Origin of the sequence: Microbacterium sp. Cr-K20, assembly GCF_000708325.1 — a bacterium.
Classification (GTDB): domain Bacteria; phylum Actinomycetota; class Actinomycetes; order Actinomycetales; family Microbacteriaceae; genus Microbacterium.
The window spans coordinates 1-23,169 of record NZ_JARE01000082.1; the positions used below are offsets into that span (position 1 = coordinate 1).

The 23,169-nt window shown below is 68.7% G+C and carries 24 protein-coding genes; 8 read left to right on the forward strand and 16 right to left on the reverse strand.

Annotation, left to right across the window (positions count from 1 at the left end; all coding sequences use genetic code 11):
* Positions 1 to 196: hypothetical protein (locus tag GZ67_RS20935; protein ID WP_036330536.1), on the forward strand; the 196-nt coding region annotated here is incomplete at its 5' end.
* 149 nt (positions 197 to 345) lie between these two features.
* Here GZ67_RS20935 and GZ67_RS0118580 read toward each other — a convergent pair.
* Positions 346 to 894 (reverse strand): hypothetical protein, encoded by a 549-nt coding sequence (locus GZ67_RS0118580; RefSeq protein WP_231481874.1) that lies wholly within the window; start codon positions 892 to 894, stop codon positions 346 to 348.
* Positions 895 to 990: 96 nt separating this feature from the next.
* A complete protein-coding gene (dnaB, locus tag GZ67_RS0118585) occupies positions 991 to 2,364 on the reverse strand; it encodes a replicative DNA helicase (RefSeq protein WP_029264272.1) in 1,374 nt (457 codons plus the stop codon).
* 531 nt (positions 2,365 to 2,895) lie between these two features.
* Between dnaB and GZ67_RS0118590 the strand changes: the two genes are divergently transcribed.
* Both GZ67_RS0118590 and GZ67_RS0118595 read left to right on the forward strand, forming a co-directional pair.
* Complete coding sequence (locus tag GZ67_RS0118590; RefSeq protein ID WP_231481875.1) at positions 2,896 to 3,900, forward strand: hypothetical protein; 1,005 nt, start codon at positions 2,896 to 2,898, stop codon at positions 3,898 to 3,900.
* Between the two features lie 103 nt (positions 3,901 to 4,003).
* Positions 4,004 to 5,551 (forward strand): chaplin family protein, encoded by a 1,548-nt coding sequence (locus tag GZ67_RS0118595; RefSeq protein WP_029264270.1) that lies wholly within the window; start codon positions 4,004 to 4,006, stop codon positions 5,549 to 5,551.
* Positions 5,552 to 5,826: 275 nt separating this feature from the next.
* On the opposite strand, the gene GZ67_RS0118600 is transcribed toward GZ67_RS0118595, so the two are convergent.
* The 6 genes from GZ67_RS0118600 to rpsF all read right to left on the reverse strand — a co-directional run bounded on the left by GZ67_RS0118600 (position 5,827) and on the right by rpsF (position 8,857).
* The gene (locus GZ67_RS0118600; RefSeq protein WP_029264269.1) at positions 5,827 to 6,186 is read right to left on the reverse strand and encodes a hypothetical protein; all 360 of its coding nucleotides are present in this window, start codon (positions 6,184 to 6,186) and stop codon (positions 5,827 to 5,829) included.
* 145 nt (positions 6,187 to 6,331) lie between these two features.
* Positions 6,332 to 6,820 carry a hypothetical protein gene (locus GZ67_RS0118605; protein ID WP_136025796.1) on the reverse strand — a complete coding sequence of 163 codons (489 nt, stop codon included), beginning with the start codon at positions 6,818 to 6,820 and terminating at the stop codon, positions 6,332 to 6,334.
* 360 nt (positions 6,821 to 7,180) lie between these two features.
* Positions 7,181 to 7,633 carry a 50S ribosomal protein L9 gene (gene rplI / locus GZ67_RS0118610; protein ID WP_029264267.1) on the reverse strand — a complete coding sequence of 151 codons (453 nt, stop codon included), beginning with the start codon at positions 7,631 to 7,633 and terminating at the stop codon, positions 7,181 to 7,183.
* 11 nt (positions 7,634 to 7,644) lie between these two features.
* Positions 7,645 to 7,899 (reverse strand): 30S ribosomal protein S18, encoded by a 255-nt coding sequence (gene rpsR, locus GZ67_RS0118615; RefSeq protein ID WP_017829850.1) that lies wholly within the window; start codon positions 7,897 to 7,899, stop codon positions 7,645 to 7,647.
* A 68-nt stretch (positions 7,900 to 7,967) separates the two neighbouring features.
* Positions 7,968 to 8,483, reverse strand: coding sequence for a single-stranded DNA-binding protein (locus GZ67_RS0118620; RefSeq protein ID WP_029264266.1), 516 nt, complete (start codon positions 8,481 to 8,483; stop codon positions 7,968 to 7,970).
* A gap of 5 nt (positions 8,484 to 8,488) precedes the next feature.
* Entirely contained in the window at positions 8,489 to 8,857 is a 369-nt protein-coding gene (gene rpsF / locus GZ67_RS0118625) for a 30S ribosomal protein S6 (RefSeq protein ID WP_029264265.1), read from the reverse strand.
* 228 nt (positions 8,858 to 9,085) lie between these two features.
* Here rpsF and GZ67_RS0118630 point away from each other — a divergent pair, with 228 nt between their 5' ends.
* Positions 9,086 to 9,790: a hypothetical protein gene (locus GZ67_RS0118630; protein WP_051662638.1), complete on the forward strand. Its 705-nt coding sequence runs from the start codon at positions 9,086 to 9,088 to the stop codon at positions 9,788 to 9,790.
* A gap of 199 nt (positions 9,791 to 9,989) precedes the next feature.
* On the opposite strand, the gene GZ67_RS0118635 is transcribed toward GZ67_RS0118630, so the two are convergent.
* Genes GZ67_RS0118635 through GZ67_RS0118655 form a run of 5 tightly spaced genes read right to left on the reverse strand, consistent with a single transcriptional unit; the run spans position 9,990 to position 15,198 of the window.
* Positions 9,990 to 10,829 carry an ABC transporter ATP-binding protein gene (locus GZ67_RS0118635; protein ID WP_029264263.1) on the reverse strand — a complete coding sequence of 280 codons (840 nt, stop codon included), beginning with the start codon at positions 10,827 to 10,829 and terminating at the stop codon, positions 9,990 to 9,992.
* Positions 10,822 to 11,643, reverse strand: coding sequence for an ABC transporter ATP-binding protein (locus tag GZ67_RS0118640; RefSeq protein ID WP_029273986.1), 822 nt, complete (start codon positions 11,641 to 11,643; stop codon positions 10,822 to 10,824). The genes GZ67_RS0118635 and GZ67_RS0118640 overlap by 8 nt, the downstream gene beginning before the upstream one ends.
* On the reverse strand, positions 11,640 to 12,545 hold the full coding sequence (locus GZ67_RS0118645; protein WP_029264261.1) for an ABC transporter permease: 906 nt from the start codon (positions 12,543 to 12,545) through the stop codon (positions 11,640 to 11,642). The genes GZ67_RS0118640 and GZ67_RS0118645 overlap by 4 nt, the downstream gene beginning before the upstream one ends.
* Positions 12,542 to 13,603: an ABC transporter permease gene (locus GZ67_RS0118650; RefSeq protein WP_029264260.1), complete on the reverse strand. Its 1,062-nt coding sequence runs from the start codon at positions 13,601 to 13,603 to the stop codon at positions 12,542 to 12,544. Before GZ67_RS0118650 ends, GZ67_RS0118645 begins: the two co-directional genes overlap by 4 nt.
* A gap of 11 nt (positions 13,604 to 13,614) precedes the next feature.
* Positions 13,615 to 15,198, reverse strand: coding sequence for an ABC transporter substrate-binding protein (locus GZ67_RS0118655; RefSeq protein ID WP_029264259.1), 1,584 nt, complete (start codon positions 15,196 to 15,198; stop codon positions 13,615 to 13,617).
* 150 nt (positions 15,199 to 15,348) lie between these two features.
* Here GZ67_RS0118655 and GZ67_RS0118660 point away from each other — a divergent pair, with 150 nt between their 5' ends.
* Entirely contained in the window at positions 15,349 to 15,936 is a 588-nt protein-coding gene (locus GZ67_RS0118660) for an Lrp/AsnC family transcriptional regulator (protein ID WP_237682566.1), read from the forward strand.
* A gap of 49 nt (positions 15,937 to 15,985) precedes the next feature.
* On the opposite strand, the gene GZ67_RS0118665 is transcribed toward GZ67_RS0118660, so the two are convergent.
* Positions 15,986 to 16,342, reverse strand: coding sequence for a hypothetical protein (locus GZ67_RS0118665; protein ID WP_231481877.1), 357 nt, complete (start codon positions 16,340 to 16,342; stop codon positions 15,986 to 15,988).
* A gap of 135 nt (positions 16,343 to 16,477) precedes the next feature.
* Here GZ67_RS0118665 and GZ67_RS0118670 point away from each other — a divergent pair, with 135 nt between their 5' ends.
* Positions 16,478 to 18,829 carry an arylsulfatase gene (locus GZ67_RS0118670; protein WP_029264256.1) on the forward strand — a complete coding sequence of 784 codons (2,352 nt, stop codon included), beginning with the start codon at positions 16,478 to 16,480 and terminating at the stop codon, positions 18,827 to 18,829.
* A gap of 49 nt (positions 18,830 to 18,878) precedes the next feature.
* Here the strand turns inward: GZ67_RS0118670 and GZ67_RS0118675 are convergent, their stop codons facing one another.
* Positions 18,879 to 19,478, reverse strand: coding sequence for a GNAT family N-acetyltransferase (locus GZ67_RS0118675; protein ID WP_051662640.1), 600 nt, complete (start codon positions 19,476 to 19,478; stop codon positions 18,879 to 18,881).
* A gap of 33 nt (positions 19,479 to 19,511) precedes the next feature.
* Here GZ67_RS0118675 and GZ67_RS0118680 point away from each other — a divergent pair, with 33 nt between their 5' ends.
* Both GZ67_RS0118680 and GZ67_RS0118685 read left to right on the forward strand, forming a co-directional pair.
* The gene (locus tag GZ67_RS0118680; protein ID WP_029264254.1) at positions 19,512 to 20,480 is read left to right on the forward strand and encodes a hypothetical protein; all 969 of its coding nucleotides are present in this window, start codon (positions 19,512 to 19,514) and stop codon (positions 20,478 to 20,480) included.
* Complete coding sequence (locus tag GZ67_RS0118685) at positions 20,477 to 21,580, forward strand: hypothetical protein (RefSeq protein WP_029264253.1); 1,104 nt, start codon at positions 20,477 to 20,479, stop codon at positions 21,578 to 21,580. The genes GZ67_RS0118680 and GZ67_RS0118685 overlap by 4 nt, the downstream gene beginning before the upstream one ends.
* 224 nt (positions 21,581 to 21,804) lie before the next feature.
* On the opposite strand, the gene GZ67_RS0118690 is transcribed toward GZ67_RS0118685, so the two are convergent.
* Complete coding sequence (locus GZ67_RS0118690; RefSeq protein WP_029264252.1) at positions 21,805 to 23,106, reverse strand: glycosyltransferase; 1,302 nt, start codon at positions 23,104 to 23,106, stop codon at positions 21,805 to 21,807.
* Between the last annotated feature and the right edge of the window lie 63 nt (positions 23,107 to 23,169).

Sequence of the window (23,169 nt, forward strand, 5' to 3'; positions counted from 1 at the left end):
GGGCGCGCTGGTGCGCGACCTCACCCTGCTCGTCGACCGGCTGTCCCCCGACGCCCGCGTCGACCGCGGCCTGGTGACCCTGCTTCCCGGCGAGCGTACGGTGTTCCGCATCGACGGCGTGGCCGAGCTCGACGCCGCCACCGTTCTCGGTCCGCTGGTCGCGCGCTCCGGCAACCAGCTGGTCGCCGGGCGGTAGCACCCGGCCGACACCGTCGCCCGCGACATGTCGCGGAGTCAGGAGGACTGGCCCGGGGCCGCCCGGAGACGCCGGCTCACTTCTCGATCGGGAGCGGCTGCGGGCACTCGGATGCCGCCGGCAGCTGCACGGTGAGGAGGTATGCAGCGTCAGGCGGGCTGGCGAAAGGCGAACCGGACGTCGGGCGCGAGGACGTAGAGGTCGTCACATCGATAGCCGCGCAACCACGACTGGCCATCGACGACGCGCAGGTAAAACCCCTTGGGAAACTCGACGTCGTCGTTCAGCACGGGTGACGCAACATTGACCGCTCCGTCGGGGGAACTCTCCGCGGACAGCACCGAGTTGGATGAGTCGGCCTGCGTCGCCCAGGCCAACCGGAGGTAGGGGCCGGTCACGACAGGACACAGCCCGAGACCGAGTTCCTCCGCCGCCGCGTAGATCCTCGGCAGCGTTGCACCTCCGCGAAAACCGAGCTCCGCGACCGTGCGGTCCACGATACGGATCCGCTCGCGAACGGGTTCTTCGAACACCGGGTGCGCGATGAGAGCCTCAGCATGCGCATTCAATGAGACACCGGCTAAACGCAACGCGTCCAAGAGTTGCGGCCGTGAAAGTCCGCCGACGTCCAACTCAATGCGCTCAAGCCATAGGTCAGTTATCGAAGTTTCGGAGCCGTCGCGCCGTTCGGAACTCATACGTCCAACCTATGTGAGGCGCACCCACCGACGGCCTGTCTGCTATCCCGCCAACGAAAGAGCCCAGACGGCATAGCTGGCCGACACCGCCCTACGTCAGTTGAAGTCGCCGCCCGGGGCCATGTCCATGAAGCGGGAGTAGTGGCCCTGGAACGCGACGGTGATCGTGGCGGTCGGACCGTTACGGTGCTTGGCGACGATCAGGTCGGCCTCGCCGGGACGCACGTCTTTGTCGTAGACCGAGTCGCGGTGCAGCAGGATGACCATGTCGGCGTCCTGCTCGATCGAGCCGGACTCACGCAGGTCGCTGATCGCGGGCTTCTTGTCGGTGCGCTGCTCGGGACCACGGTTCAGTTGCGAGAGGGCGATCACGGGCACCTGCAGCTCCTTGGCGATGAGCTTGAGGCTTCGCGAGAACTCCGAGACCTCCTGCTGACGCGACTCGACACGCTTGCCCGAGGTCATCAGCTGCAGGTAGTCGATGATGACCATGCGCAGGCCCTCGCGCTGCTTGAGTCGACGGCACTTCGCTCGGATCTCGACCAGCGTCATGTTGGGGCTGTCGTCGATGTAGAGCGGCGCGTCGTTGATGCGGCCTCGGGTCGCGGCGACGGTCGTCCAGTCGCGGGGGTCGAGGTTTCCCTTGCGCATGTTCTGCAGCGGGATCTGGCCCTCGGCGCTGAGCAGACGCATCGCGATCTCGCTCTTGCCCATCTCGAGCGAGAAGAAGACCGAGGGGATGTTGTGGCCGATGGATGCCGACCGCGCGAAGTCGAGCGCGAGGGTCGACTTACCCATGGCGGGACGCGCGGCGACGACGATCATCTGCCCACCGTGGAGGCCGTTGGTGAGCTCGTCGAGCTCCCGGAAGCCGGTGGGGACACCCGTCATCGAGCCGTCGCGACCGCTGGCGGCCTCGATCTCTTCGAGCGCCGCGTCGACGGCGATCTGCAGCGGGACGTAGTCTTCGGCGGTCTCGGATCCGGTGATCGAGTAGATCTCGGCCTGCGCGTTGTTGACGATGTCGGTCGCGTCGCCCTCACCCGCGTAGCCGAGCTGCACGATGCGCGTGCCGGCGTCGACGAGGCGGCGGAGGATGGCGCGCTCCGAGACGATGCCCGCGTAGTAGCCGGCGTTAGCCGCGGTCGGGACGATCGAGGTGAGGGTGTGCAGGTAGTCGGCGCCGCCGGCGCGACCCAGCTCGCCGGTCTTGATGAGCTCGTCGGTGACGGCGACGACGTCGGTCGGCTCGCCGTGCGAGTAGAGCGAGAGGATCGCCTCGAAGATGAGCTCGTGCTTCGGGATGTAGAAGTCGGCGCCCTTGAGCGTCTCGATCACGTCGGCGACGGCATCCTTCGAGAGGAGCATTCCGCCCAGCGCGCTCTGCTCGGCGAGAAGGTCGTGAGGAGGGGTACGCTCGGGCGCGCGCTTCGCGCCCATCCGCTCCTCTGAGATGTCGGCGATCGACACAGTCTTCCCTTCGATGCGACGTTTCCGATGCGATGTTCTGATGAGGCGTTCCGACGGCGGGCCGCGTGGCTCTCGGCCAAGAATTGCCGCTTCGCGCAGCGAAACAGGTGCCTCCGACATTCGGTCGCTCGCCCACGCTACGAGCGACTGTTTCCACATGCAACACGGCCTGTGGATAACCATGTGGAAAGCGTGCGGACAAAGCCGGAGTGTCTGTGCACAACGGGTGTGGATAACCCCGTGGATGGGTGTGAGTTCAAACTTTTTTCTTGGTCCTGACCAGGGTTTAGCTGTTTCCCCAGCCTGTGGATGAGAATCAGTTTAAATCGCGCATTGAAGGTTGCCCCTCTCGGGAGGGGGATGTGTAGAACCTGGGGAAAGTCAAGCCGAGATTTCACCGGGCGCGTCACAACCCGACATCCCCGGAAACGCGCGCAAAACCCCCTAGACAGACGGTCTGCTCGCGAGTATCGTCACCCGCAATCGATGCACCTGCGTCGAGGTACGTTGCCTTCGGAGGGGGAGGTCGACGTGGACGTTCCGGCCACCCGACGCGGCGTTCCTGCCGTCGTCCTCTGGGGTGCCGTCGGAGCGCTCGCCTGGGCGACGCTCACCCTCTTCTTCGGGGGCGGATCCGCGCACGCCGATGAGCAGCAGGACGGCCCGCTCGACGGGCTGACCTCGATCGTCAGTGAAACCGTGTCGGCCGTCACCGCACCCGTGACCCCCGTCGTCACCAAGGTCGTCGCACCCGTCGTCACGAAGGTCGTCGCTCCCGTGCAACAAGCCGTTCCCGCCGTCGTCGAGACCGTGACGAACACCGTCGCGAAGACCCCCGTCGTGGGTCCTGCGACCGCGCCGGTCGTGCACGCCGTCACCGAGACGGTCGACGCGGTCGTCGAACCGGTCACCGAGGTTCTGACGGATTCGCCGGTCGCGCAGATCACCGACCCGATCCTCGACACCGTCGCGGGCGTCCCCGTCGTCGGCGGACTCGTCACCGACCTCGGCGTGGTCACCGCGGTGCGCGATGTGGTCGGAGTGGTCGACGACACGACCGCCCTCCTCGGAGACGTGACGAACGGGACCGTGCCGCCGGTGCTCGAGGCGCTCGATCCGACGAACCCCGATCCGACTCCGGGCACCGGTGTCGTCGATCCCCCCGTGAGCCCGACCACCGTCGCCGCCGTCTCCGCGACGCAGGTGACGTCCTCGCCCATCCTCGGCGCTTCGGTCGCCGCATCCGCGCGCGCATCCGCCGTGTCGTTCTCGGTCGCGGACCTCGTCTCGCACGAGTCCGCCCCGGCCACGGAAGACACTGCGACCGCGCCCGCGGGCGCTCCGTCCGGGAGTCCGCCGGGCACCCCCGTACCCGCTTCTTCCTCCGCCGGCCCCGGCGGAGGGTCCAGCCCTGCCCACGCGCGCCTCAGCGATGTGGACCCTGCTCCGCTCCGTGCTGGCGAGCGGACATCCGGCGCAGCCGACGACGTGCTTCCTTCGTCGCCTGTCGCCGACACCGACGTCTCTCCTGACTGACGGACCGTCACGTCGTTCCCACGGGGACGACAGATGCCGTGCTGCGCGCGCACTGTGATCGCGCGCACCCATCAGACGATCCATCCAGTCAGGAGAAACGATCATGCGCACTTACCTCAAGCGAGCCCTGTGGGGCACGCTCATCGCCGGGGGCATCACGCTCCTCGGTGCGACGGCCGCCAACGCGGCCGAGACATCCGGAGACGACGGACTGCTCTCCGGCACGCAGGTGGAGACAGCGATCTCGGCACCGATCTCGGCGGTCGGCAATGCGATCTCCGTGCTCGGCGACGTCGTCGCGGCGCCCGCACCCGCCCCGGCAGCTGCACCCGCACCCGCTCCGGTCTCCGCACCCGCACCGGCACCCGCACCGGCGCCGGCGCCGGTGACCAGTGGGTCCTCGGGCACGGCATCCGGCACCCAGGCCGTGGTGACCGTGAACCTGCCCGTCACCGTGTCGGGCAACGCCGTGAGCGTGCTCGACGACAGCTCATCGACCAGTGCCCCGGCCGCAACTCCCCAGAACTCGGCTCCCCAGGCCGAGACCCCGGCCGGGGCACCTCTCGTGACCACGAACGGCGCCGACGGCGTGCTCTCGGGCACGCAGGCACTGCTCGCGGTCAATGCACCGATCACCGTGACGGACAACGCAGTGTCGCTGCTCGGCGACGCTGAGAGCGCTGCACCGAGTGGAGAGGGAGCCGCAGCACCGGCATCCTCCGCTCCGGCGGCATCGGGCACGACGTCCGGTGACGACGGGACCGGCAGCGGCACCCAGGTGGTCGCGCCCATCACGGCACCGGTGACGGTGTCGGGCAACGCGATCTCGCTGCTCGGCGACACGAGCTCGGCCGGATCCGGCACGGCCGGCACCGGGGGCTCTTCCGCTCCCGCCACGACGGGGGGAACCTCGGGCGATGACGCCATCCTCGGCGGCACGCAGGCGATCGCGCCCGTGACGGCACCGGTGACGGTGTCGGGCAACGCGATCTCCCTGCTCGGCGACAGCGCGGCGACCGGATCCGGCACGGCCGGCACCCCCGCACCCACCGCACCCGCCACCGGAGGCAACACCACCACCGGAACCGACGGCATCCTCGGCGGCACCCAGATCACCGCACCCGTCACCGCCCCCGTGGCCGTGACCGGCAACGCGATCTCCGCACTCGACGACGCCACCGTCACCGGCACCGGCGGCATCACCACCGCACCCACCGCGCCCGCGACCGGAGGCAACACCACCACCGGAACCGACGGCATCCTCGGCGGCACCCAGCTGGGGCTGCCGGTGACGCTCCCGATCACGATCGGCGGGAACGCCATCTCCGTGGTCGGCGAGGCGACGGTGACCGACCCCGGCCCCGGAACTGACCCGGGCACGGACCCCGGAACGGACCCGGGAACCGACCCGGGAACGGACCCGGGAACCGACCCGGGAACCGATCCCGGGACTGACCCGGGCACTGACCCCGGAACGGCCCCGGGCACGTCGGCCGGTGCCGCGACAGCCTCTGGCGCGGTGACCACCGGCCAGGCGGAAGGGCTCGCCATGACCGGCGGCGCTCAGACCGAAGGACTGATCGCACTCGCCGCTGCCCTGCTCCTCCTCGGAGGGGCCGGACTCCTGCGCCGTCGTCGGATGACGGCGTAGCGAAGACGCCGGCGGTGCGGTCGTCCTCGGGGGAGGAGACCCCGCATCGCCGGTGCGCACGGCGTCCATCCCTACTGGCGAGTCCCCCGCTCGTCGCTCGACGCCGGCGCGACAAGGGCGGATGCCCCGTGGACCCCACCGCGGGGCATCCGTCGCGCCCTGCCCACCGCAGTTCGCTCGGAGAACAGCAGTTCCCTCGGCCTCTTTGCAGGAAAGTGGCCGAGGGAACTGCGAATCTCCGAGCGAACCGCCGGACCGACCGCACCAGGTCGAGCTCAGTTGAGGAGGGGCAGGCCCTCGTCGTCGAAAACGACACCCTCGGCGATGAGACGCTCACGGGCGGCATGGTGCACGACACCCCGCCTGCGTGGGTCGGCCTCGAGCAGACTCACCACGATCTCACGAGTGGCGTTCGGGTGATGGGCGACCTCGATCCGCACACCCCAGAACCGATCCGTGGCGAAGCGGGCGAGAGCCTGCGCGTCGGCATCCGGATTGTGAGCCGCCGCCGCACGGATCCCCTGATTCGGGTCGTCGACGAGCTGCGCGAACTCCTCCGGGGTGTGCGCGCCCCGTGCCAGCCGGTAGCGGCGTTCCTCATCCGCGAGCTGCTCCGGCGTCTTGCGCTTCCCCATGGCGCCCCCTCCCCCCGGAGCCGCTGCGCGCCGGGAGCGTCAGTCTATTCGGGGCGTCGGACTCGGGGCGCCGGACTCGGGGCGCCGGACCCGAAGACGGGATTCCCAGAGTGGCCGGGCGATAGGAGCCCGGGCATCAGCGCACCTAGGCGTGCGCCAGGCTGGGCGCACGGACGAACGCGCTCAGCCGCAGCGAGAGCTCTTCGGCCTCGGCCTCGGCCTCGGCTTCCGCCTCGGAGATCGGTGAAGAAGTAAAGCCTGGCCCGCCTCCAGCTCCGGCTCCGGGTCCGGCTCCGGTTCCGGCGAGACAGGATCGCGCCGGGGACCTCAGCTGGTCGAAGGTCATGGGCAGAACCTCGCACCGCGTGTGCCCACAGAGCACGTGGGCGAGCTCGTGGGTCACGACGTGCAGTCGAAACCACCGAGGATCGGAACCACGCACAGGGATCCGCGTGCGATCACCCACGGCGAGCTCGAACGGCGCGATGGTCGCCCATTCCGCCTCGTCGAGAACGTCGATCTCGATGTCCATACCGGTCAGCGCCGACACCCGGTCGGCGAGGCACTCCACCTCAGTGCCGCACTCGGCCTCCAGCTCTTCGAACAGCCGATGCACGCGGCGTTGATCATTCACGGTTCCCTCACCCTCCGACAGCCCGGCCCCCTTTCGGCCGAACCACCCTCACATGGAGAGACGACGGAGGGTGCCCGCTCATTACGCCGAACGACTGAGAACCTTCGAACAGACTTTGTGACGGCTCATCTACGACCTTTGGCCAATAGCAGTGGGCGCCGAGCGCGGGGTTCTGTGATGCAGGACGGGCAGGTGACCGCCGGATGTCGGGAGTTCGCACACCGGTCGGGAGAAAGTGCCGCGTTTCGTCCGACATCCGTCCGAACTCCCGACGTCCGTACGGCCGAGACCCAGGAAACACACCCCACACACACAGAACGCCCCCTGTCCCGAAGGACAGGGGGCGTTCCGGGAAGTGCCTTACTTGGCGGCGACGACCTGCAGCGTGATGACTGCAGTGACGTCTTCGTGCAGACGCACGGTCGCCTCGTGGTCACCGGTCACCTTGATGGGCGACGGGATGTGCACCTTGCGCTTGTCGATCGAACCCAGGCCGGCGGCTGCGACAGCATCCGCGACGTGGTCGGTCTTGACGGAGCCGAAGAGACGACCCTCCTTGCCGGCCTTGACCGCGAGACGCACCTTGGTGCCCTCGAGAGCGTTCTTCAGCGCGACAGCGTCGTCACGATCGTGGATCGCGCGTGCCTGACGCGCGGCCTGGATCGAAGCGACCTGCTTTTCGCCACCGCGGGTCCACGCCGTAGCGAAGCCCTGCGGGATGAGGAAGTTCCGGGCGTACCCGTTCTTGACCTCGACAACGTCACCGGCGCTACCCAGCCCGGCGACCTCGTTCGTGAGAATCAGCTTTGCCATCTCGATACCCCTTACCGGCCGGCGCCAGCGTAGGGCAGGAGCGCCATTTCGCGCGCGTTCTTGATCGCCGTGGCGATCAGACGCTGCTCCTGCACCGAGACACCGGTGATACGACGGGCACGGATCTTGCCGCGCTCCGAGACGAACTTGCGAAGGGTGGCGACATCCTTGTAATCGATGACACCGACCCGGATGGACTTCGCGGGAGCGGTGGGCTTGCCACCCTTCCGCGGCTTGCGGCGGTCGCCGCTCGACTTTCCAGCCATTGTTTTTCCTTAGTGATGAGCGGATGCCGGTTTCCGAGACGAGCTCGGCGGCCGGATCCAGAAGTTGTTCAGAACGGGGTGTCGTCGCCGAAGCTGCCCGGAGTGCTCCAGGCGTCTGCGCTCGTCGAGGAACCGGGGGTCGACCACGGCTCTTCCGACACCTGCTGCTGCGCGGGACGAGCCTGTCCGCCGCCACCGGCACCGCCGGCACCGCCGGTCGAGGCCGCACGGGTGACCTGCGCGGTCGCGTACCGGAGCGAGGGGCCGATCTCGTCGACCTCCAGCTCGATAGCGGTGCGCTGGTTGCCCTCGCGGTCCTGGTAGGAGCGCTGACGCAGACGGCCCTGCGCGATGACGCGCATGCCCTTCGTCAGCGAACCCGCCACGTGCTCGGCGAACTCGCGCCAGACGGATGCACGGAGGAACAGCGCATCGCCGTCCTTCCACTCATTCGCGGCACGGTCGAAGTTCCGAGGCGTCGAAGCGATGGTGAAGTTCGCCACCGGCAGCCCGTTCTGCGTGTAGCGCAGCTCGGGGTCGGCCGTGAGGTTTCCCACAACGGTGATGACGGTTTCGCCGGCCATGGACGTCAGGCCTTCGCAGCCTTGGCGGCCTTGCGAGCAGCCTTCTCTTCGGAGCGCTTGGCCTCCGAAGCGACCATCGCCTGAGCCTCTTCCGAGCGGAGGACCTTGGTGCGCATGATCTGCTCGTTCAGCTTCAGCTGACGGTCGAGCTCCTGCGTGGCCTCGCTGGTAGCGGTGAAGTTGACGACGGCGTAGATGCCTTCGTTCTTCTTCTGGATCTCGTAGGCCAGACGGCGCTTACCCCAGATGTCGACCTTGTCAATCGAGCCACCATCGTTGGTGATGACCTTCAGGAACTTGTCGAGCGTAGGTGCGACCTGGCGCTCGTCGATCTCGGGAGTCAGAATGACCATGAGTTCGTACTGGTGCGTCACTTACCCACCTCCTTCGGACTAGAACGGCTCTCGGGACTTTCCCGGGAGCAGGAGGGTGTGTGCACGTGCCCGCCCCAGGAATCCCGAATGGACGCCGGAAAGCAGACAACCTCGACAGTCTAGCGGAGATTCCTCCGTGTCGCCCGCACGGGTCGGCGCCCGCCCTTGGCATGCTGGAGGGCGTGCCCGGTGACGGTCATCGGGCACTCGACCAGAGGGGGGACGCCAATGCGCGTCAACAAATGGGGGGTCGGCGTGATTCTCGCCGCCGCCGTGCTGCTCACCGGATGCTCGTCGGGCGGATCGGACAAGCCGGCTGAGTCGAAGCCCAGCAGCGGTGCTTCGCAGGAGGCCGAGGCTCCGGCGACGGACTGCCCTGAGCTGAAGGTGGACGCGACCGTCGACGGCAAGGCGCTGGGCGCCTGCATCGCCGACGCCATGTCGGACACCGCCGGATACGCGGCGAAGACCACCGTCATGGGCATCGAGTCGACGGCGAAGTTCAACCCGTCGGAGAAGGCCCTCGAGTCGATCTCTCCGGCCGGCTCGCTGGTCGCCATCGGCGACGACGTCTGGGTGAAGTCCGCGACGAGCGAGTGGCAGGTCGCGGATCCGAAGTCGAGCGACCCGGTCATCGCCGCGCTGAGCGCCGCCGCCGCCGACGTCACGTCGCTCGACCCGGCTGCCGCCGCCGAGGCCATGACCGGCGAGTTCACGGTGACCGGCACCGGCGAGCGCCTGGCCGAGGAGGTCTTCCTCCTGACCGGCACGATCGACCAGCAGGGCACCACGGTCGACGTCGTCTTCGAGGTCACGGCGGACTACGTCAACCTCGCGTCGACCAGCACCGCCTCGCTCGACGGCCAGTCGGTCGAGGTCGCGATGGAGATCACCGAGTGGGACGTGAAGCAGGACATCGTCGCACCGCTCTGATGCGGAGCTGATGCTGGGGGCCGGGGCTATTCGCCTCGGCCCGCAGTGCGTTCGGGGATCCCCGCGGAACTCCGGGTCACGCGGAACTCCGGGTCACGCGGAACTCCGGGTCACGCGGAGTGAAGGAGATCGCGCGATTTGAAGGAGCTCGTGCCCGATCCGGTCCTTCAGGTCGGGAGATCTCCTTCGTGTCACGCGCTCAGTACATGACCGGCGGAATCTCGGCCCACACCGTGCGGTCATCGACCGAAGGCGCGGCGGGGATGCGGCCGGCACCGTCGGGTTCCGGGATCGCGGCCAGCAGCGCCTGCGTGTACGGATGCTGCGGCGCGGCCCAGAGCTGATCCGTCGGACCCGACTCGAGCACACGGCCGCCGAACATCACGAACGTGCGGTCGGCGATGCGGCGGACCACCGCGAGGTCGTGCGAGATGAACAGCATCCCGGCTCCCGACTCCGCGACCAGGTCACGCATCAGGCCTGCCACACTCGTCTGCGTCGAGGCGTCGAGTGCCGAGATCGGCTCATCGGCGACGAGGAGCGCTGGCCGCGCGGCCAGCGCCCTGGCGATCGCGATGCGCTGCTTCTGCCCACCCGAGAACTGGTGCGGGAAGCGAGTGCTCACGGTCGTCGGCAGGCCGACGCGCTCGAGCCACTCATCCACGGTCGAGCCCTCGGCGCCGCGCGCACGGGCGGTCGCGATGCCATCGGCGATCTGGTCGCCCACACGGCGGCGGGGGTTCAGGGACGTCGCCGGATCTTGGAACACCATCTGGATGCCGGTCATCGCGGTGGGCCGACGACGGATGCCGAGCGGTGCCACGGGCTCATCGCGGAAGAGCACCGTTCCGCCGGCGGTCTTCTCGATGCCGACGACGGCGCGGGCGAGGCTGGACTTGCCGCTGCCGGACTCACCGACGAGCGCGACGGTCTCCCCGGCGGCGACGCTGATCGACACACCGTTCACGGCGATCACGGGCGGGTTGCCGGGGTAGCGCACGACCACGTCCTGCGCGTCGAGGACTCGGACCTCACTCATCTGCGGCCTGCCCTTCCGGTGCCTCATCGATGCGCGAACCCGGCAGAGCCGCGAGCAGCATCCGCGTGTAGTCGTGCTGCGGGTCGAGGAACAGCGTCTCGCGATCGGCGAGCTCGACCACTCGGCCGTCCTTCATGACGGCCACCCGGTCGGCGATCGCGCTCATCACACCGAGGTCGTGCGTCACGAGCAGCACGGCGAGGTTCCGCTCCACCGCGAGGTCGCGCAGCAGCTGCAGGATGCCGGCCTGCACGGTGACGTCGAGGGCCGTGGTCGGCTCGTCGGCCAGCAGCACCTCGGGGTCGCAGGCCAGAGCGCACGCGATCGCGATGCGCTGGCGCTGTCCGCCGGAGAACTGGTGCGGGTAGCGCTTGAGGGCCTCGGCGGGGTTGGGGACCTGCACGGTCTCGAGCAGTTCGATCGCCCGTTCTCGTGCCGCCGCGCCCTTGAGCCCGAGGTGCACACGCATGTGGTCGGTGAGCTGGCGGCCGACCGGCAGCTGCGGGTGCAGCGACGCGGAAGGATCCTGGAACACCATCGCGATACGCTTGCCGCGCACCCGGTTGAGGGAGCGGCGCTTGAGGCCGACGAGCTCCTCGCCGCCGAGGAGGATCGATCCGCCGGTCTTCGCCTGCCGGGGCAGCAACCCCAGCACGGCGAGCGAGGTCAGCGTCTTGCCCGATCCGGATTCGCCGGCGAGGCCATGGATGCGACCGGCCTCGAGCTCGAGCGAGACGCCCTTCACGAGCGGACGGCCGATGTCGATGGTCAGGTCGCGGATGCTGAGCACACTGGCTCCCTGCACGGAGGTCATGCCGCCACCCCCGTCGCCGACGCCTTGTGCTCCGCGGCCTTCTCGTGCGTGATCTCGGCCGTCGGGTCGAGCACATCGCGCATCGCATCTCCGAGGAAGTTGAACGCCAGCACGACCGTGAGGATCGCGAGGCCGGGAAACACCCCGAGCCACCAGGCGTCGAAGTTCTGCATCGCACCCGAGATCATGGACCCCCACTCCGCAGTCGGCGGCTGTGCGCCGAGACCGAGGAAGGAGAGTCCGGAGAGGAGCAGGATCGCCGCACCGATGTCGAGAGTCGCGAGCACCAGCACGGGCCCGGCGATGTTCGGGAGGATGTCGACGAACAGGGTGCGGGCCGGCGAGTGCCCGAGCAGCCGTCCGGCGATCACGTAGTTCTGTCCACGCAGACCCAGCACGATACTGCGGGTGACGCGGGAGTACTGGGGCCACGAGACCACGATCGCCGCGATCACCGCGTTGAACAGCGACGGGCCGAGCGAGGCCGCGACCACCATCGCGAGGATCACGGTCGGGAACGCCATGAACAGGTCGGTGATGCGCATCAGGGTCTCATCGACCCAGCCGCCGAAGTATCCGGCGACGGCGCCGATGACGGTGCCGATGATCATCGCGGCGATCACGAGCATGAGCGCGAGCGGCAGGCTCACGGTCGCACCCGTCATCAGACGCGAGAAGATGTCGCGGCCGTTGCCGTCGGTGCCCAGCAGCGTGTCGATGCCCGGCGCCTGTAGGCGAGGCAGCACCTGGGCATTCGGCGGATACGGCACCCACCACTGCGCGGTGAAGGCCACGATCACCCAGGCGCCCGCGATGACGGTGCCGATGATGCCGAGCGGGGTGCGCCAGGCGCGGGGCCAGCGGAAGCGGCCGGCGGGCGTGGCGGCGGCGATGCGGCTCATGCGATCCTCACTCTCGGGTCGAGCACGCCGTAGAGGATGTCGACGATGAAGTTGATGAGGAGGTAGATCATGCCGACCACGAGACCGACGCCCATGATGCCGGGCAGGTCGAGGTTCGCGGCGGAGTTGTAGGCATAGGTGCCGAGCCCCGGCCAGGCGAACACCGACTCGACGAGCACCGTGCCCGAGAGCAGTGCCCCGAACGCGACACCCACCACGGTGAGGATCGGCAGCGAGGCTCCGCGGAGCACGTAGTCGAGGATCACGCGCATGGCGGGGAGCCCCTTGGCCCGGGCGGCGCGCACGTAGTCACTGCCGAGGACCTCGAGCACCGAGGTGCGGATGAAGCGGGTGAGCAGTCCGATCGTCACGAGCGAGAGCACCATGACCGGCAGCGCGAGGTGCGCGAGGGCGTCGAAGAAGCCGACCGCATCGCCGTTCAGGAGGTAGTCGACCGTGTAGAGGCCCGTCACGCGCGGCGGCGGCGTGATCGACGGCGAGATGCGGCCGGATCCCGGGGCGATGCGCAGCTCGAGGAAGAAGACGTAGAAGCTGACGAGCGCCAACCAGAAGGTCGGCACGCTCAACCCGACCAGGGTCACGACCCGGATGACCTGGTCGGTGACGAGGCCGCGACGGTACGCGGCGAGGGTGCCGAGCACGATGCTGACCGCGAGGCTGACGATGATCGCGCCGATCGCGATCTCGATGGTCGCGGGCACCGCGGTGGCGAGGTCGCTGGTGACCGGGCGTCCGGTCACCAGCGACGTGCCGAGGTCCCCGCGCAGCAGGTTCCCCATATAGATGAAGTACTGCACGAACAGTGGCTGGTCGAGTCCGTTCGCCTGGATGAACGCCTCGCGCGTCGCCGGGTTCTGCGACGCGCCCTCACCGAGCGCGGCCGAGACCGGGTCTCCCGGCACCAGGTTGGTGAGCGCGAACGTCACGATCGTCACGCCCACCAGCAGGAGCAGGGACGTGCCTGCCCGCCGCAGCAGGTATCCGACCAGAGGCGATCGGCGCCGCTGCGCCTGCCTCTGCACCGCCACTGTCGTCATGGGATTTCCGTTCAGCCGGCGGGCGTGATCTCGGCGATGTCCATCTCCCAGACGGAGTTGTACACCGCACCGCTCACGCTGTCGGCCGACGAGATGTTGCGACCCGGGACGATCAGCGGGACGAACGGGCCCTCGGCCTGCATCGCCTCGGCGAACTCGGTGAACGCGGCCGTGCGCTGCTCGGGGTCGGTCGCCGCGGCAGCACCGGCGGCGATTCCGGCGATCTCGGGGTTGGCCTCAGCAGCCCAACCGGCACGGAGTCCGACCTTCAGTCCGGGCGCGAAGGGCAGGAAGTTCGCGGAGTCCGCGTAGTCCGGACCCCAGAACCACAGGCCGAAGCCCTCGGTGCCGTTGACGTAGGAGTCGAGCTCGGTCGCGAAGGGCGCGGGGGCCAGCTCCACCGTGATGCCGGCATCCTCGAGCTGCGCCTGGATGCGCTCGGCGAGCGGGGTGAACTCCACGCCGCCGACCGGGTAGTCGTTCGGGAACTTCAGCTGAAGGGTCTGACCCGTGTAACCGGCCTCGGCGAGTGCCGCCTCGGCCTTGTCCAGGTCCTGATCCACGCCGGACTCCAGGGCGCCTTCGAATCCGGGCGGGATGACGCCGGTCGCCTGCACGGAGCCGGCACCGGCCAGCTCCAGCAGCGCGTCGTAGTCGAGCGCGTAGCGGATCGCCTCGGACATCTTCACGTTCGCCAGTTCACCGGCCACGGCCTCGGACTGGTTCAGCAGCAGGAAGATGGTCTGCCCGGAGGGAACCGAGTCGACCGTGACACCGTCGCCGAGGCCGGCGACCTGGTCGCCGTTGAGGTCCATCGCGACCATCGAGTCGCCACCCTTGAGGTTCGCGAGCTGCGTGGCGCTCTCGGAGACGTTGCGGACGACGACGCGCGTGAACGCCGCCTCCTCGTCGCCGTTGTACTCGTCGCTCTTCGTCAGCACGACCTGCGAGCTGAGGTCGAGGGTGTCGAGGACGAAGGGACCGGAACCCGCGGACTCGCCGTCGAGGAACTTCTGCGCCGAGTCGGTGCCGTCGGTCGTGCCGCCGTTCTCGATCACCACGTCGGAGTTGACGATGCCGAGCGCCGGGTTCGCGAGGATCGCGGGCAGCTGGAGCAGCGGGGTCTCGGACGTGATCTGGATCGTCTTGTCGTCGACCTCGGTGATGGTGAGGCCGCCGAGCAGGAAGTTCGGCTTCGCGTCGGCCATGCCCTGGATGCGCTGCAGCGAGAAGACGACGTCCTTCGCCTCGATCGGCGAGCCGTCGGAGAAGACGCGGTCACCCTCGAGCGTGAACGTGAACTCGGTCGCTTCGTCGTTCTGCTCCCACGAGGCGAGGCCGGGCACCGGGGTCGAGACGTCGGAGCCCTCGAAGTCGACGAGGGTCTCGTACAGCGCCTTCGCGATCATGTTGCCGGTCGGGTCGTAGGTGTGCCCCGGGTCGGCCGTCTCGATCGAGAACGCGGTGTCGATGACGAGCGAGTCGGAGCCGGAGGAGTTGCCGTTGCCGGCCGAGTTCCCTCCCGAGCATCCGGCGAGCGCGAAGATCGCGACCGCTCCGAGCGCGATGACCGGCGTGATACGGCGTGACGACATGAGGACCTCCAGGGGCGAGGAGTACATTCGGGTGAGTCGCCACCGATGTGGACGACCGGGGTTCAGATTCGCATCATATGCGACGATGTGTCCAGCGAGTGGGCGTGGTCCCCGCACGCTCTGTCCAGAACGTCGGTCGTGAGGAGCAATATGTCCAGCAAGGATGCGGATCAGTCGAAGCATTCTGGACGAAGTGCCGCCCCATTGGACGAGACGGCATACAGAATCCTCGATGTGCTGCGTGATAACGGTCGCGTCTCGATCGCCGCTCTCGCCGACAAGGTCGGCATCTCCCGCGCGAGTGCGTACACACGGGTCGAGTCGCTGGTGCACGACGGCGTCATCACGGGCTTCAGCGCCCGGGTCGATCAGGCCAAGGCCGGACTCTCGATCGGCGCACTCGTGTTCGTCACGGTGATGCCGCAGGCCTGGGCGTCGTTCCGCGAGCGTGTGCTCGAGATGCCCGATGTCGAGTGGTGCGCCATCACCACCGGCGAGCACGACGCGATGCTACTGATCCGCGCCGTCGACGTGAGCGGCGTACACGAGTTCTCCACGGGGGTCATCGCGCAGCTCCCGGAGGTGCGCACCGTGGTCAGCGTCGTCGTGCTCGACGAAGTGATCCGCCGGCCCTACCTGCTGCCGGCCGATCTGCCCGAGCGCAGCACCGAGATCCCGCTCGGGATGACGCGCTGGACGCCGGCCACGGCGGGCCGGGACGCGCTGCCCCCGCGTTGAGACCCCTCAGCGCACGGGTCCGCGTGCTCGGCGCACGCGGGGCGCGGCGTCAGGCCGCGATTTCCTCGCACACGCTGAGCTGCGGGAGTCCGTGCATCTCGTAATGCTCGACCAGGCGGATGCCGCCGTCGTCGGTGAGCTCGAGCTCGCTCTCGCCGTCCCCCGTCACGACGGTGCCGTCGGCCTTGAGCACGTGCACGAAAGACACCCAGATCGTGTCAGCGGTGCGCGTGCCGACGAACTTGCCGAACGTGACCGTGTCGCCCTCGTATCCGCCCCAGATCGCGCCGTCGCGCTCGAAGTACTCGAAGATGCTCGGGGATTCGGGGTCGACCGCAGAAGTCGTGGACGAGACCATCCGGAAGCGGCGGCCGTCGAGGGAGGGGAGGGTTGCTGTCGCAGTCACACCCTCGATTATGCGGGATGCGTCGGCCACCATCACCCGCGTCGGGTGATCCGGCCGCCGGGCTCCTCGCCTCCGTCCTTAGGCTGTGCGGCAAGAGGCGACGTGTGCCCCGTCGCCGAGAGTCGTAGGAGTGTCATGTCCGACCTGCAGCGTTCCAGCCTTCCGATCCCCGACCTGGCGTACACCGGCGCGGTCACCTACGACGCGACTGATCCGGACACCGCGTTCCCTCCGATCACCCCGGTGCGACCGCCCGAGGGGGCGCCGAACGTGCTGGTCGTCCTCATCGACGACACCGGCTTCGGGGCATCGAGCGCGTTCGGTGGCCCCGTACACACGCCGAACTTCGAGCGCGTCGCGGCCGCGGGACTGAAGTACACGCGCTTCCACACGACGGCCCTGTGCTCGCCGACTCGGGCGGCCCTGCTCAGCGGCCGCAACCACCACACGGTCGGGATGGGCGGCATCACCGAGATCGCGACCTCGGCGCCGGGCTACAACTCGCTGCGACCGAACAGCTGCGCGCCGCTGGCGGAGACGCTCAAGCTCAACGGATACAACACCTCGCAGTTCGGCAAGTGCCACGAGGTGCCGGTCTGGCAGGCGAGCGCGATCGGACCGTTCGACGGCTGGCCGACGCCCGGCAACGGCTTCGAGTACTTCTACGGTTTCCTCGGCGGCGAGACGAACCAGTGGTATCCGGCCATCTACGAGAACACGACCCCCATCGAACCCTGGGGGACGCCGGAGGACGGCTACCACTTCATGGGCGACATGACCGACAAGGCGATCGCTTGGGTGCGGGAGCAGAAGTCGCTCGCCCCCGAGGTGCCGTTCTTCACCTACTTCGCTCCCGGCGCCACGCACGCTCCGCACCACGTGCCCGCCGAATGGGCCGACAAGTACAAGGGCCAGTTCGATCAGGGCTGGGACGAGATCCGCAAGGAGACCTTCGCCCGTCAGCTCGAGCTCGGCGTCATCCCGCCCGACGCCGTGCTCACCGAGCGCAGCCCCGGCATCCCCGCCTGGGACGAGATGAGCGATCTGATCAAACCCGCCCTGGCCCGGCAGATGGAGGTGTACGCCGGATTCCTCGACTATGCCGACCATCACGTCGGCCGTCTGCTCGACGCATACGAAGAGCTCGGCATCCTCGACGACACCCTGGTCTACGTGATCATCGGCGACAACGGCGCGAGCGCCGAGGGGTCGATGCACGGCACGACCAACGAGAGCTTCACAATCAACCACATGAACGAGATCGAGACCGAGCAGTACGTCGCCGACCACATCGACGACATCGGCACGCCGAGCTCGTACAACCACTACGCGGTCGGCTGGGCGCACGCCATGGACACCCCGTACCAGTGGACCAAGCAGGTCGCCAGCCACTGGGGCGGCACCCGCAACGGCACGATCGTCAGCTGGCCGAACGGCGGAGTGGAGAAGGGCGGCATCCGCAACCAGTTCAGTCACGTGATCGACGTCGCCCCGACCGTGCTCGCCGCGGCCGGCATCCCGGAGCCGACCACCGTCAACGGAGTGACCCAGCGTCCCTACGAGGGCACGCCGATGAACTACACCTTCGCGGATGCCGACGCCGCCGAGCAGCACGAGACGCAGTACTTCGAGATGCTCGGCAACCGCGCGATCTACCACAAGGGGTGGACGGCCGTGGCGAAGCACAAGGATCCCTGGACGGGTTCCACGCACGGCCTCGACGACGACGTGTGGGAGCTCTACAACGTCGAGGAGGACTGGACCCAGTCGAACGATCTCGCGGCAGCCGAGCCTGAGCGCCTGGCGCACCTGCAGCGTCTCTTCCTCATCCAGGCGGCCCGCTTCAACGTGCTCCCGCTCGACATCCGGTCCGCCGAGCGGATGAATCCCGACATCGCCGGGCGCCCGCAGCTCATCACCGGCGACTCGCAGAAGTTCTACCCGGGCATGAAGCGCATGAGCGAGAACTCGACGATCAACATCAAGAACAAGTCGTGGACCGTCACCGCGCAGGTCTCGGTGCCGGATGCGGGTGCCGACGGCGTGCTCATCGCCCAGGGCGGCGCCTACGGCGGCTGGTCGTTCTATGCGAAGGACGGCGATCTCGCCTTCGCGTACAACCTGCTCGGTATCGATGTCGACATCGTGCGCTCCGACTCCCCGGTCCCGACCGGCGAACAAGAGGTGCGCGCCCACTTCGCGTACGACGGCGGCGGGCTCGCCAAGGGCGGTACCGTCACCCTCTACGCCGGCGACGAGAAGATCGGTGAGGGTCGCGTCGAGAAGACGATCCCGTTCCAGTTCACGTTCGACGAGACGGTCGACGTCGGCAGCGACCTGGCCTCTCCGGTGTCGCCCGACTACGGCGCGACCGGAAACGGATTCACGGGCACGATCGAGTGGGTGCGCATCGACCTCGGGGATGACGACCACTCCCACCTGATCGACGACGAGCACAAGCTCGCGGTCGCCATGCTCAAGCAGTAGCCGAAGGCGGCCCGAGACGGCGTGCGATCACCGATCGCACGCCGTCTCGTCATTTCCCGCCGTCACGACCGCGCCATTCGTCGTCGAGGAGCGCGTAGACGAGCAGGGTCGCCCACTCGTCCTTGAACCACTCACTCTCCACGAACCGCGCTTCGCGCCGGAAGCCGAGCCGTTCGACGACCCGCGCGGATGCCGCGTTGCGGTCGTCGATCCGTGCCGCGACGCGGTGCAGGCCGAGTCCGTCGAAACCGAGCGCGAGCAGTGCGGCGACGGCCTCGGTCGCGTAGCCGCGGCCGGCGACGCGAGGGTCGAAGATGTAGCCGACCTCGCCTGCACGGTCCTTCTCACTGCGCCAGAACAGCACCACGTCACCCACGAGTTCGCCGGTCTCACGCTCCTCGACGGCGAGACTCACGGCGTCGCCCTCGTTGTCGAAGCGCGTGTTCGACCAGATCGTGGCGATGCGCCGCTCGATGTCGGCGAATTCCAGCGGTCCGTAGGGCACGTAGCGCACGGAATCCGGGTCGGACTTGTAGGTGTGCATGGCGGCGGCGTCATCGGGGGTGATCGGACGCAGGATCAGGCGTTCGGTGCGGATCGGATACTCCGGGGCGAACGCACGGGACGAAGGCGCGGCTGTCGGGGACACGGGTCTCACCTTACGGCCGGGTAGCGTGGTCGCATGGAGTGGATGTCTGATCCCTCGGCGGGAGCCTGGGTGCGCGAGCGACTCGACACGGACCTCGAGACGATGCACTCGGTGGTCCCGCGCGGTTTCGCCGCCTATGCGCGGATCCTGCATCCGGCGATCGTCCGCTCGCTCCCGGACCGTGCGGTGCCGACCTCGGACGAGTGGGACCGGCTGCCCGAAGCCGAGCAGCAGGCGCTCATCGGACAGTTCGTGGACGAGCCGGCCACCTGGGCGCAGACGGCCGCCACCTTCGACACGACCCTGCACCCGCTGGCGCAGTGGCACCGGATCGTGCGGACCCCGACGGATGGGGACTGGCGGACTCGGATCGCTCCGGACGGTCGCGAGTTCTCGGCCCCGCTGGAGGGCGAGCTCGCCCCGGAGCACCTGGCGGCCATCGCGACGCACCTCGTGGACCACACGCAGACTCCGGATGCCGGCTACGCCGCGCTCTGGGAGGGCCGCGGCGATCTGTTCGGCTTCTACGGCATCACCCCGTCCGGCGGTTCCCTGGCCTTCACGGACGACCCGAACCATCAGGCGATGCTCGATCGCAGCACGCACGATCCGTTCAACAACGTCTTCCGCAAGCCCACCTGGCAGGAGGGCATCCTCTCGCGCGAGATCTCCGAGGGGCCGCGCCTCCGGCTCCCGATGCGCGATCACGTGCTGTTCTCGGCGCCGCCGCGCGCCTTCGCCGACCCGGAGTGGGCCCGGCAGGTTCCGTGGCGCGATCGCATCGCGGAAGAGCGCGGGTTCCCCCGGCCGCCCCAGAGCCCGAGCCTGCTGTGGCCCGAGGATCACGCCTGGGTGATGGTGAGCGAGGTCGACTTCGACTCGACGATCGTGGCCGGCTCCCCCGCGCTGATCGACGCGCTCTGTGCCGATGAGCGGCTCGAGGCCTTCGCGATCCCGGAGGGCGCCGACCTCACCTGGGACGCCGACACGGTGAACCGATGACCTCGCCGCAGGCGACCTTCGACGCGCGACCGCTCACCGACCCGGTCGATGCGGCCGCCGTGCGGGCCTTCGCCGCGGAGCTGCGTTCGCGTCCGTCGTCGCGGACGTCGGCATCCACCGTCATCGGCATCGTCGCCGTGGCGATCGCCGCGGTCGTACTGATCCCGGTCATGGTCAGCGTGATCGTGAGCATCGCGTCGCTCGGCGGAAGCCCGTCGGCGATGGCGATCCCGCTGGTGCTGATCGTCCTGCTGCTGGCGGCCGCGGGCGTCATGATCTGGATGGGCGTGCGCAACGCGCAGGCCACGCGGTACCGGCTGCATCGGTTCGCGCAGGCGAACGGCATGTCGTACGAGCCGAAGGTGGCCGACCCTCCCCTGCCCGGCATGATCTTCAGCCTCGGCCGCTCGCGGCAGTCGACCGACCTGCTCCGGGGCACCAGGCCGCGCTTCGTGGAGTTCGGCAACTACCAGTACACGGTGCAGTCGGGGAAGAACTCGACCACCTACCGCTGGGGCTACGTGGCCGTGAAGCTCGACGTGCCGCTGCCGAACATCGTGCTCGACGCGAAGGGCAACAACGGCTTCGGCACGAACCTGCCCGCTTCGTTCCACAAGGAGCAGCGGCTGTCGCTCGAGGGAGACTTCGACCAGCACTTCACCCTGTACTGCCCTGCCGGCTACGAACGCGACGCGCTCTACCTGTTCACGCCCGACATCATGGCGCGGTTCATCGACAACGCCGCGCAGCTCGACGTCGAGATCGTCGACGACTGGCTGTTCCTGTACACGCAGCGCAAGGTGTCGACGCTCGATCCCGCCACCTGGGCCTGGCTGTTCGGCACGGTCGGCGCGCTGCTGACGAAGTTCGATCAGTGGGCACGGTGGCGCGACGAGCGCCTGGTCGCCGAGAACCCTGGTGCCCCGGCATCCGCTGCGGTTCCGGGCCAGGCGCTGCCGTTCGCTGCGCCGGCGGGCCCGCTCACGCCGCCGCCGGGAGTCGCCCCGCAGGGACGCCGACTGAAGCGCGGCGGCACGTGGCTACCGCTGATCATCGTGATCGCGTTCGCCGCGTTCTGGTTCCTGAGTCGCATGAACTGAGGCGGAGTCCGAGTGTGGGGGTGGGTGTCGGCTGGGGACCGAACTCCCACCCCATCCCCCCTCGGGATCGAAAGAAGATCGACTCTCCCTCCGCATGGCGGCTGAGCCGCCCCGCCCATGGTCAGCTGGGGACTGACACTGCTGGGCGTATACCCGAATGGTATACCGGATGGGGTTGCAACGCGTTGCATCCATGCGCCGGAATGCGCTTTCTGCCGACGGGGTCAGCTCCGGACAGAACCCCAGCGCACCGCGAGCTCGTCGAGGGATCGGTCCAGCTCTCGCCACGCATCGGCATCGCGCATGGCCGCACCGATCCGCTCGGCGTTCGCGCGATAGGAGGAGTCCGACCGCACGCGCTCCACGGCGCGCGCGACCTGCGCCGGCGTCGCGGTGCTGGTGCGCAGATTCACCCCGGCACCCGACCAGCCCACTCGCGCACAGACCTCGACCTTGTCCTCGGTCTGCCCGGCGACCACGAGCGGAACCCCGTGCGCGAGCGCCTGCTGGACCCCGCCGTATCCACCGTTCGTGACCAGCACATCGACCAGCGGCAGCAGACGGTCGTACGGAAGGTACTCGGCGACGCGCACGTTGTCGGGCAGCTTTCCGGCCAGCGCATCGACCGGGCGTCCACCCGTCGACACCACGACCAGGGCATCGGATGCGGCGAGCGCGGCGATGGTCGGCTGCACGAGCTGTCCGAAGTCGGAGTTGGCGATGGTCCCCTGCGTGACGTGCACGATCGTCCGTGTGCCGTCGAGGTCGGACCACCACTCCGGCAGCACGGGGTCCGACGGCGACGGAGGCAGCGGGCCCGCGAAGTGGACGGTGGCGGGAAGGTCGGGGCGCGGGTACTCGAACTCGGGCACGGTGAACTGCACGTAGGCGTCGGCGCGGCCCGCCCAGTCGAGCACGAAGCCGCCGAGGTCGCGGCCGACCTCACGCCGCGCCATCGCATCGGCCTCCTTCTGCACTCCACCGAAGATCGCGCGCTCGGCGACCGTGCGCAGGGCCGCGTTGCGCAGGCGGCCGAGAGGGCCGGGCATCGGGGTGACCCCGAGCCCGAACGGCGCCGTGTCGGCGCTGCGCGCCCCGAGCGGGAAGATGCCGAGCACGACGACGGGCGGCCTCTCGTGCGCGGGCAGCAGCTGCAGGAGCGCCCCGCCGACGAAGAGCGGCTCGGTGAGAACGGCGTCGACGGGGCGCGCTTCGAGTTCGGCGCGGACCGCGGCGAGCTGCGCGGCGCCGGGGCGGACGAAGAGGTTGCTCATGTCGAACCGCAGGGCTGCGGGACCGGTGAGCCCCCGACGCTCGGGGAACGCGCCGTCGGCGTCGTCGAGGTCGACATCGGCGTCGACGGGCAGCGGGAGGAAGCGCGCACCGGCGGCCTGCACGCGTTCGGCATAGCGACTGCTCGTGAGGAAGCTCACGTCGTGGCCGCGGGAGAGGAGGTGGCGGGCGATCTGCAGCAAGGGCACGACATGGCCGTGCGCGGGTGTGCAGGTGATGAGGTAGCGGGACATGGCGGATTCTTTCCCTAAGATCGGATGTACCGTCGTAGTATTCATCACCCCGTTAGGAAAGTC

Bases quoted from the DNA above. Each gene is read 5' to 3' on its own strand.
- GZ67_RS0118600 (WP_029264269.1), bottom strand. From the start codon at position 6,186: ATGGGGAAGCGCAAGACGCCGGAGCAGCTCGCGGATGAGGAACGCCGC.
- GZ67_RS0118685 (WP_029264253.1), top strand. From the start codon at position 20,477: ATGACCTCGCCGCAGGCGACCTTCGACGCGCGACCGCTCACCGACCCG.
- GZ67_RS0118635 (WP_029264263.1), bottom strand. From the start codon at position 10,829: ATGAGTGAGGTCCGAGTCCTCGACGCGCAGGACGTGGTCGTGCGCTAC.
- GZ67_RS0118690 (WP_029264252.1), bottom strand. From the start codon at position 23,106: ATGTCCCGCTACCTCATCACCTGCACACCCGCGCACGGCCATGTCGTG.
- GZ67_RS0118580 (WP_231481874.1), bottom strand. From the start codon at position 894: ATGAGTTCCGAACGGCGCGACGGCTCCGAAACTTCGATAACTGACCTA.
- GZ67_RS0118655 (WP_029264259.1), bottom strand. From the start codon at position 15,198: ATGTCGTCACGCCGTATCACGCCGGTCATCGCGCTCGGAGCGGTCGCG.
- GZ67_RS0118650 (WP_029264260.1), bottom strand. From the start codon at position 13,603: ATGACGACAGTGGCGGTGCAGAGGCAGGCGCAGCGGCGCCGATCGCCT.
- GZ67_RS0118680 (WP_029264254.1), top strand. From the start codon at position 19,512: ATGGAGTGGATGTCTGATCCCTCGGCGGGAGCCTGGGTGCGCGAGCGA.
- GZ67_RS0118620 (WP_029264266.1), bottom strand. From the start codon at position 8,483: ATGGCCGGCGAAACCGTCATCACCGTTGTGGGAAACCTCACGGCCGAC.
- GZ67_RS0118630 (WP_051662638.1), top strand. From the start codon at position 9,086: ATGCGCGTCAACAAATGGGGGGTCGGCGTGATTCTCGCCGCCGCCGTG.
- rplI (WP_029264267.1), bottom strand. From the start codon at position 7,633: ATGGCAAAGCTGATTCTCACGAACGAGGTCGCCGGGCTGGGTAGCGCC.
- GZ67_RS0118595 (WP_029264270.1), top strand. From the start codon at position 4,004: ATGCGCACTTACCTCAAGCGAGCCCTGTGGGGCACGCTCATCGCCGGG.
- GZ67_RS0118640 (WP_029273986.1), bottom strand. From the start codon at position 11,643: ATGACCTCCGTGCAGGGAGCCAGTGTGCTCAGCATCCGCGACCTGACC.
- GZ67_RS0118660 (WP_237682566.1), top strand. From the start codon at position 15,349: ATGTCCAGCAAGGATGCGGATCAGTCGAAGCATTCTGGACGAAGTGCC.
- GZ67_RS0118645 (WP_029264261.1), bottom strand. From the start codon at position 12,545: ATGAGCCGCATCGCCGCCGCCACGCCCGCCGGCCGCTTCCGCTGGCCC.
- GZ67_RS0118670 (WP_029264256.1), top strand. From the start codon at position 16,478: ATGTCCGACCTGCAGCGTTCCAGCCTTCCGATCCCCGACCTGGCGTAC.
- rpsR (WP_017829850.1), bottom strand. From the start codon at position 7,899: ATGGCTGGAAAGTCGAGCGGCGACCGCCGCAAGCCGCGGAAGGGTGGC.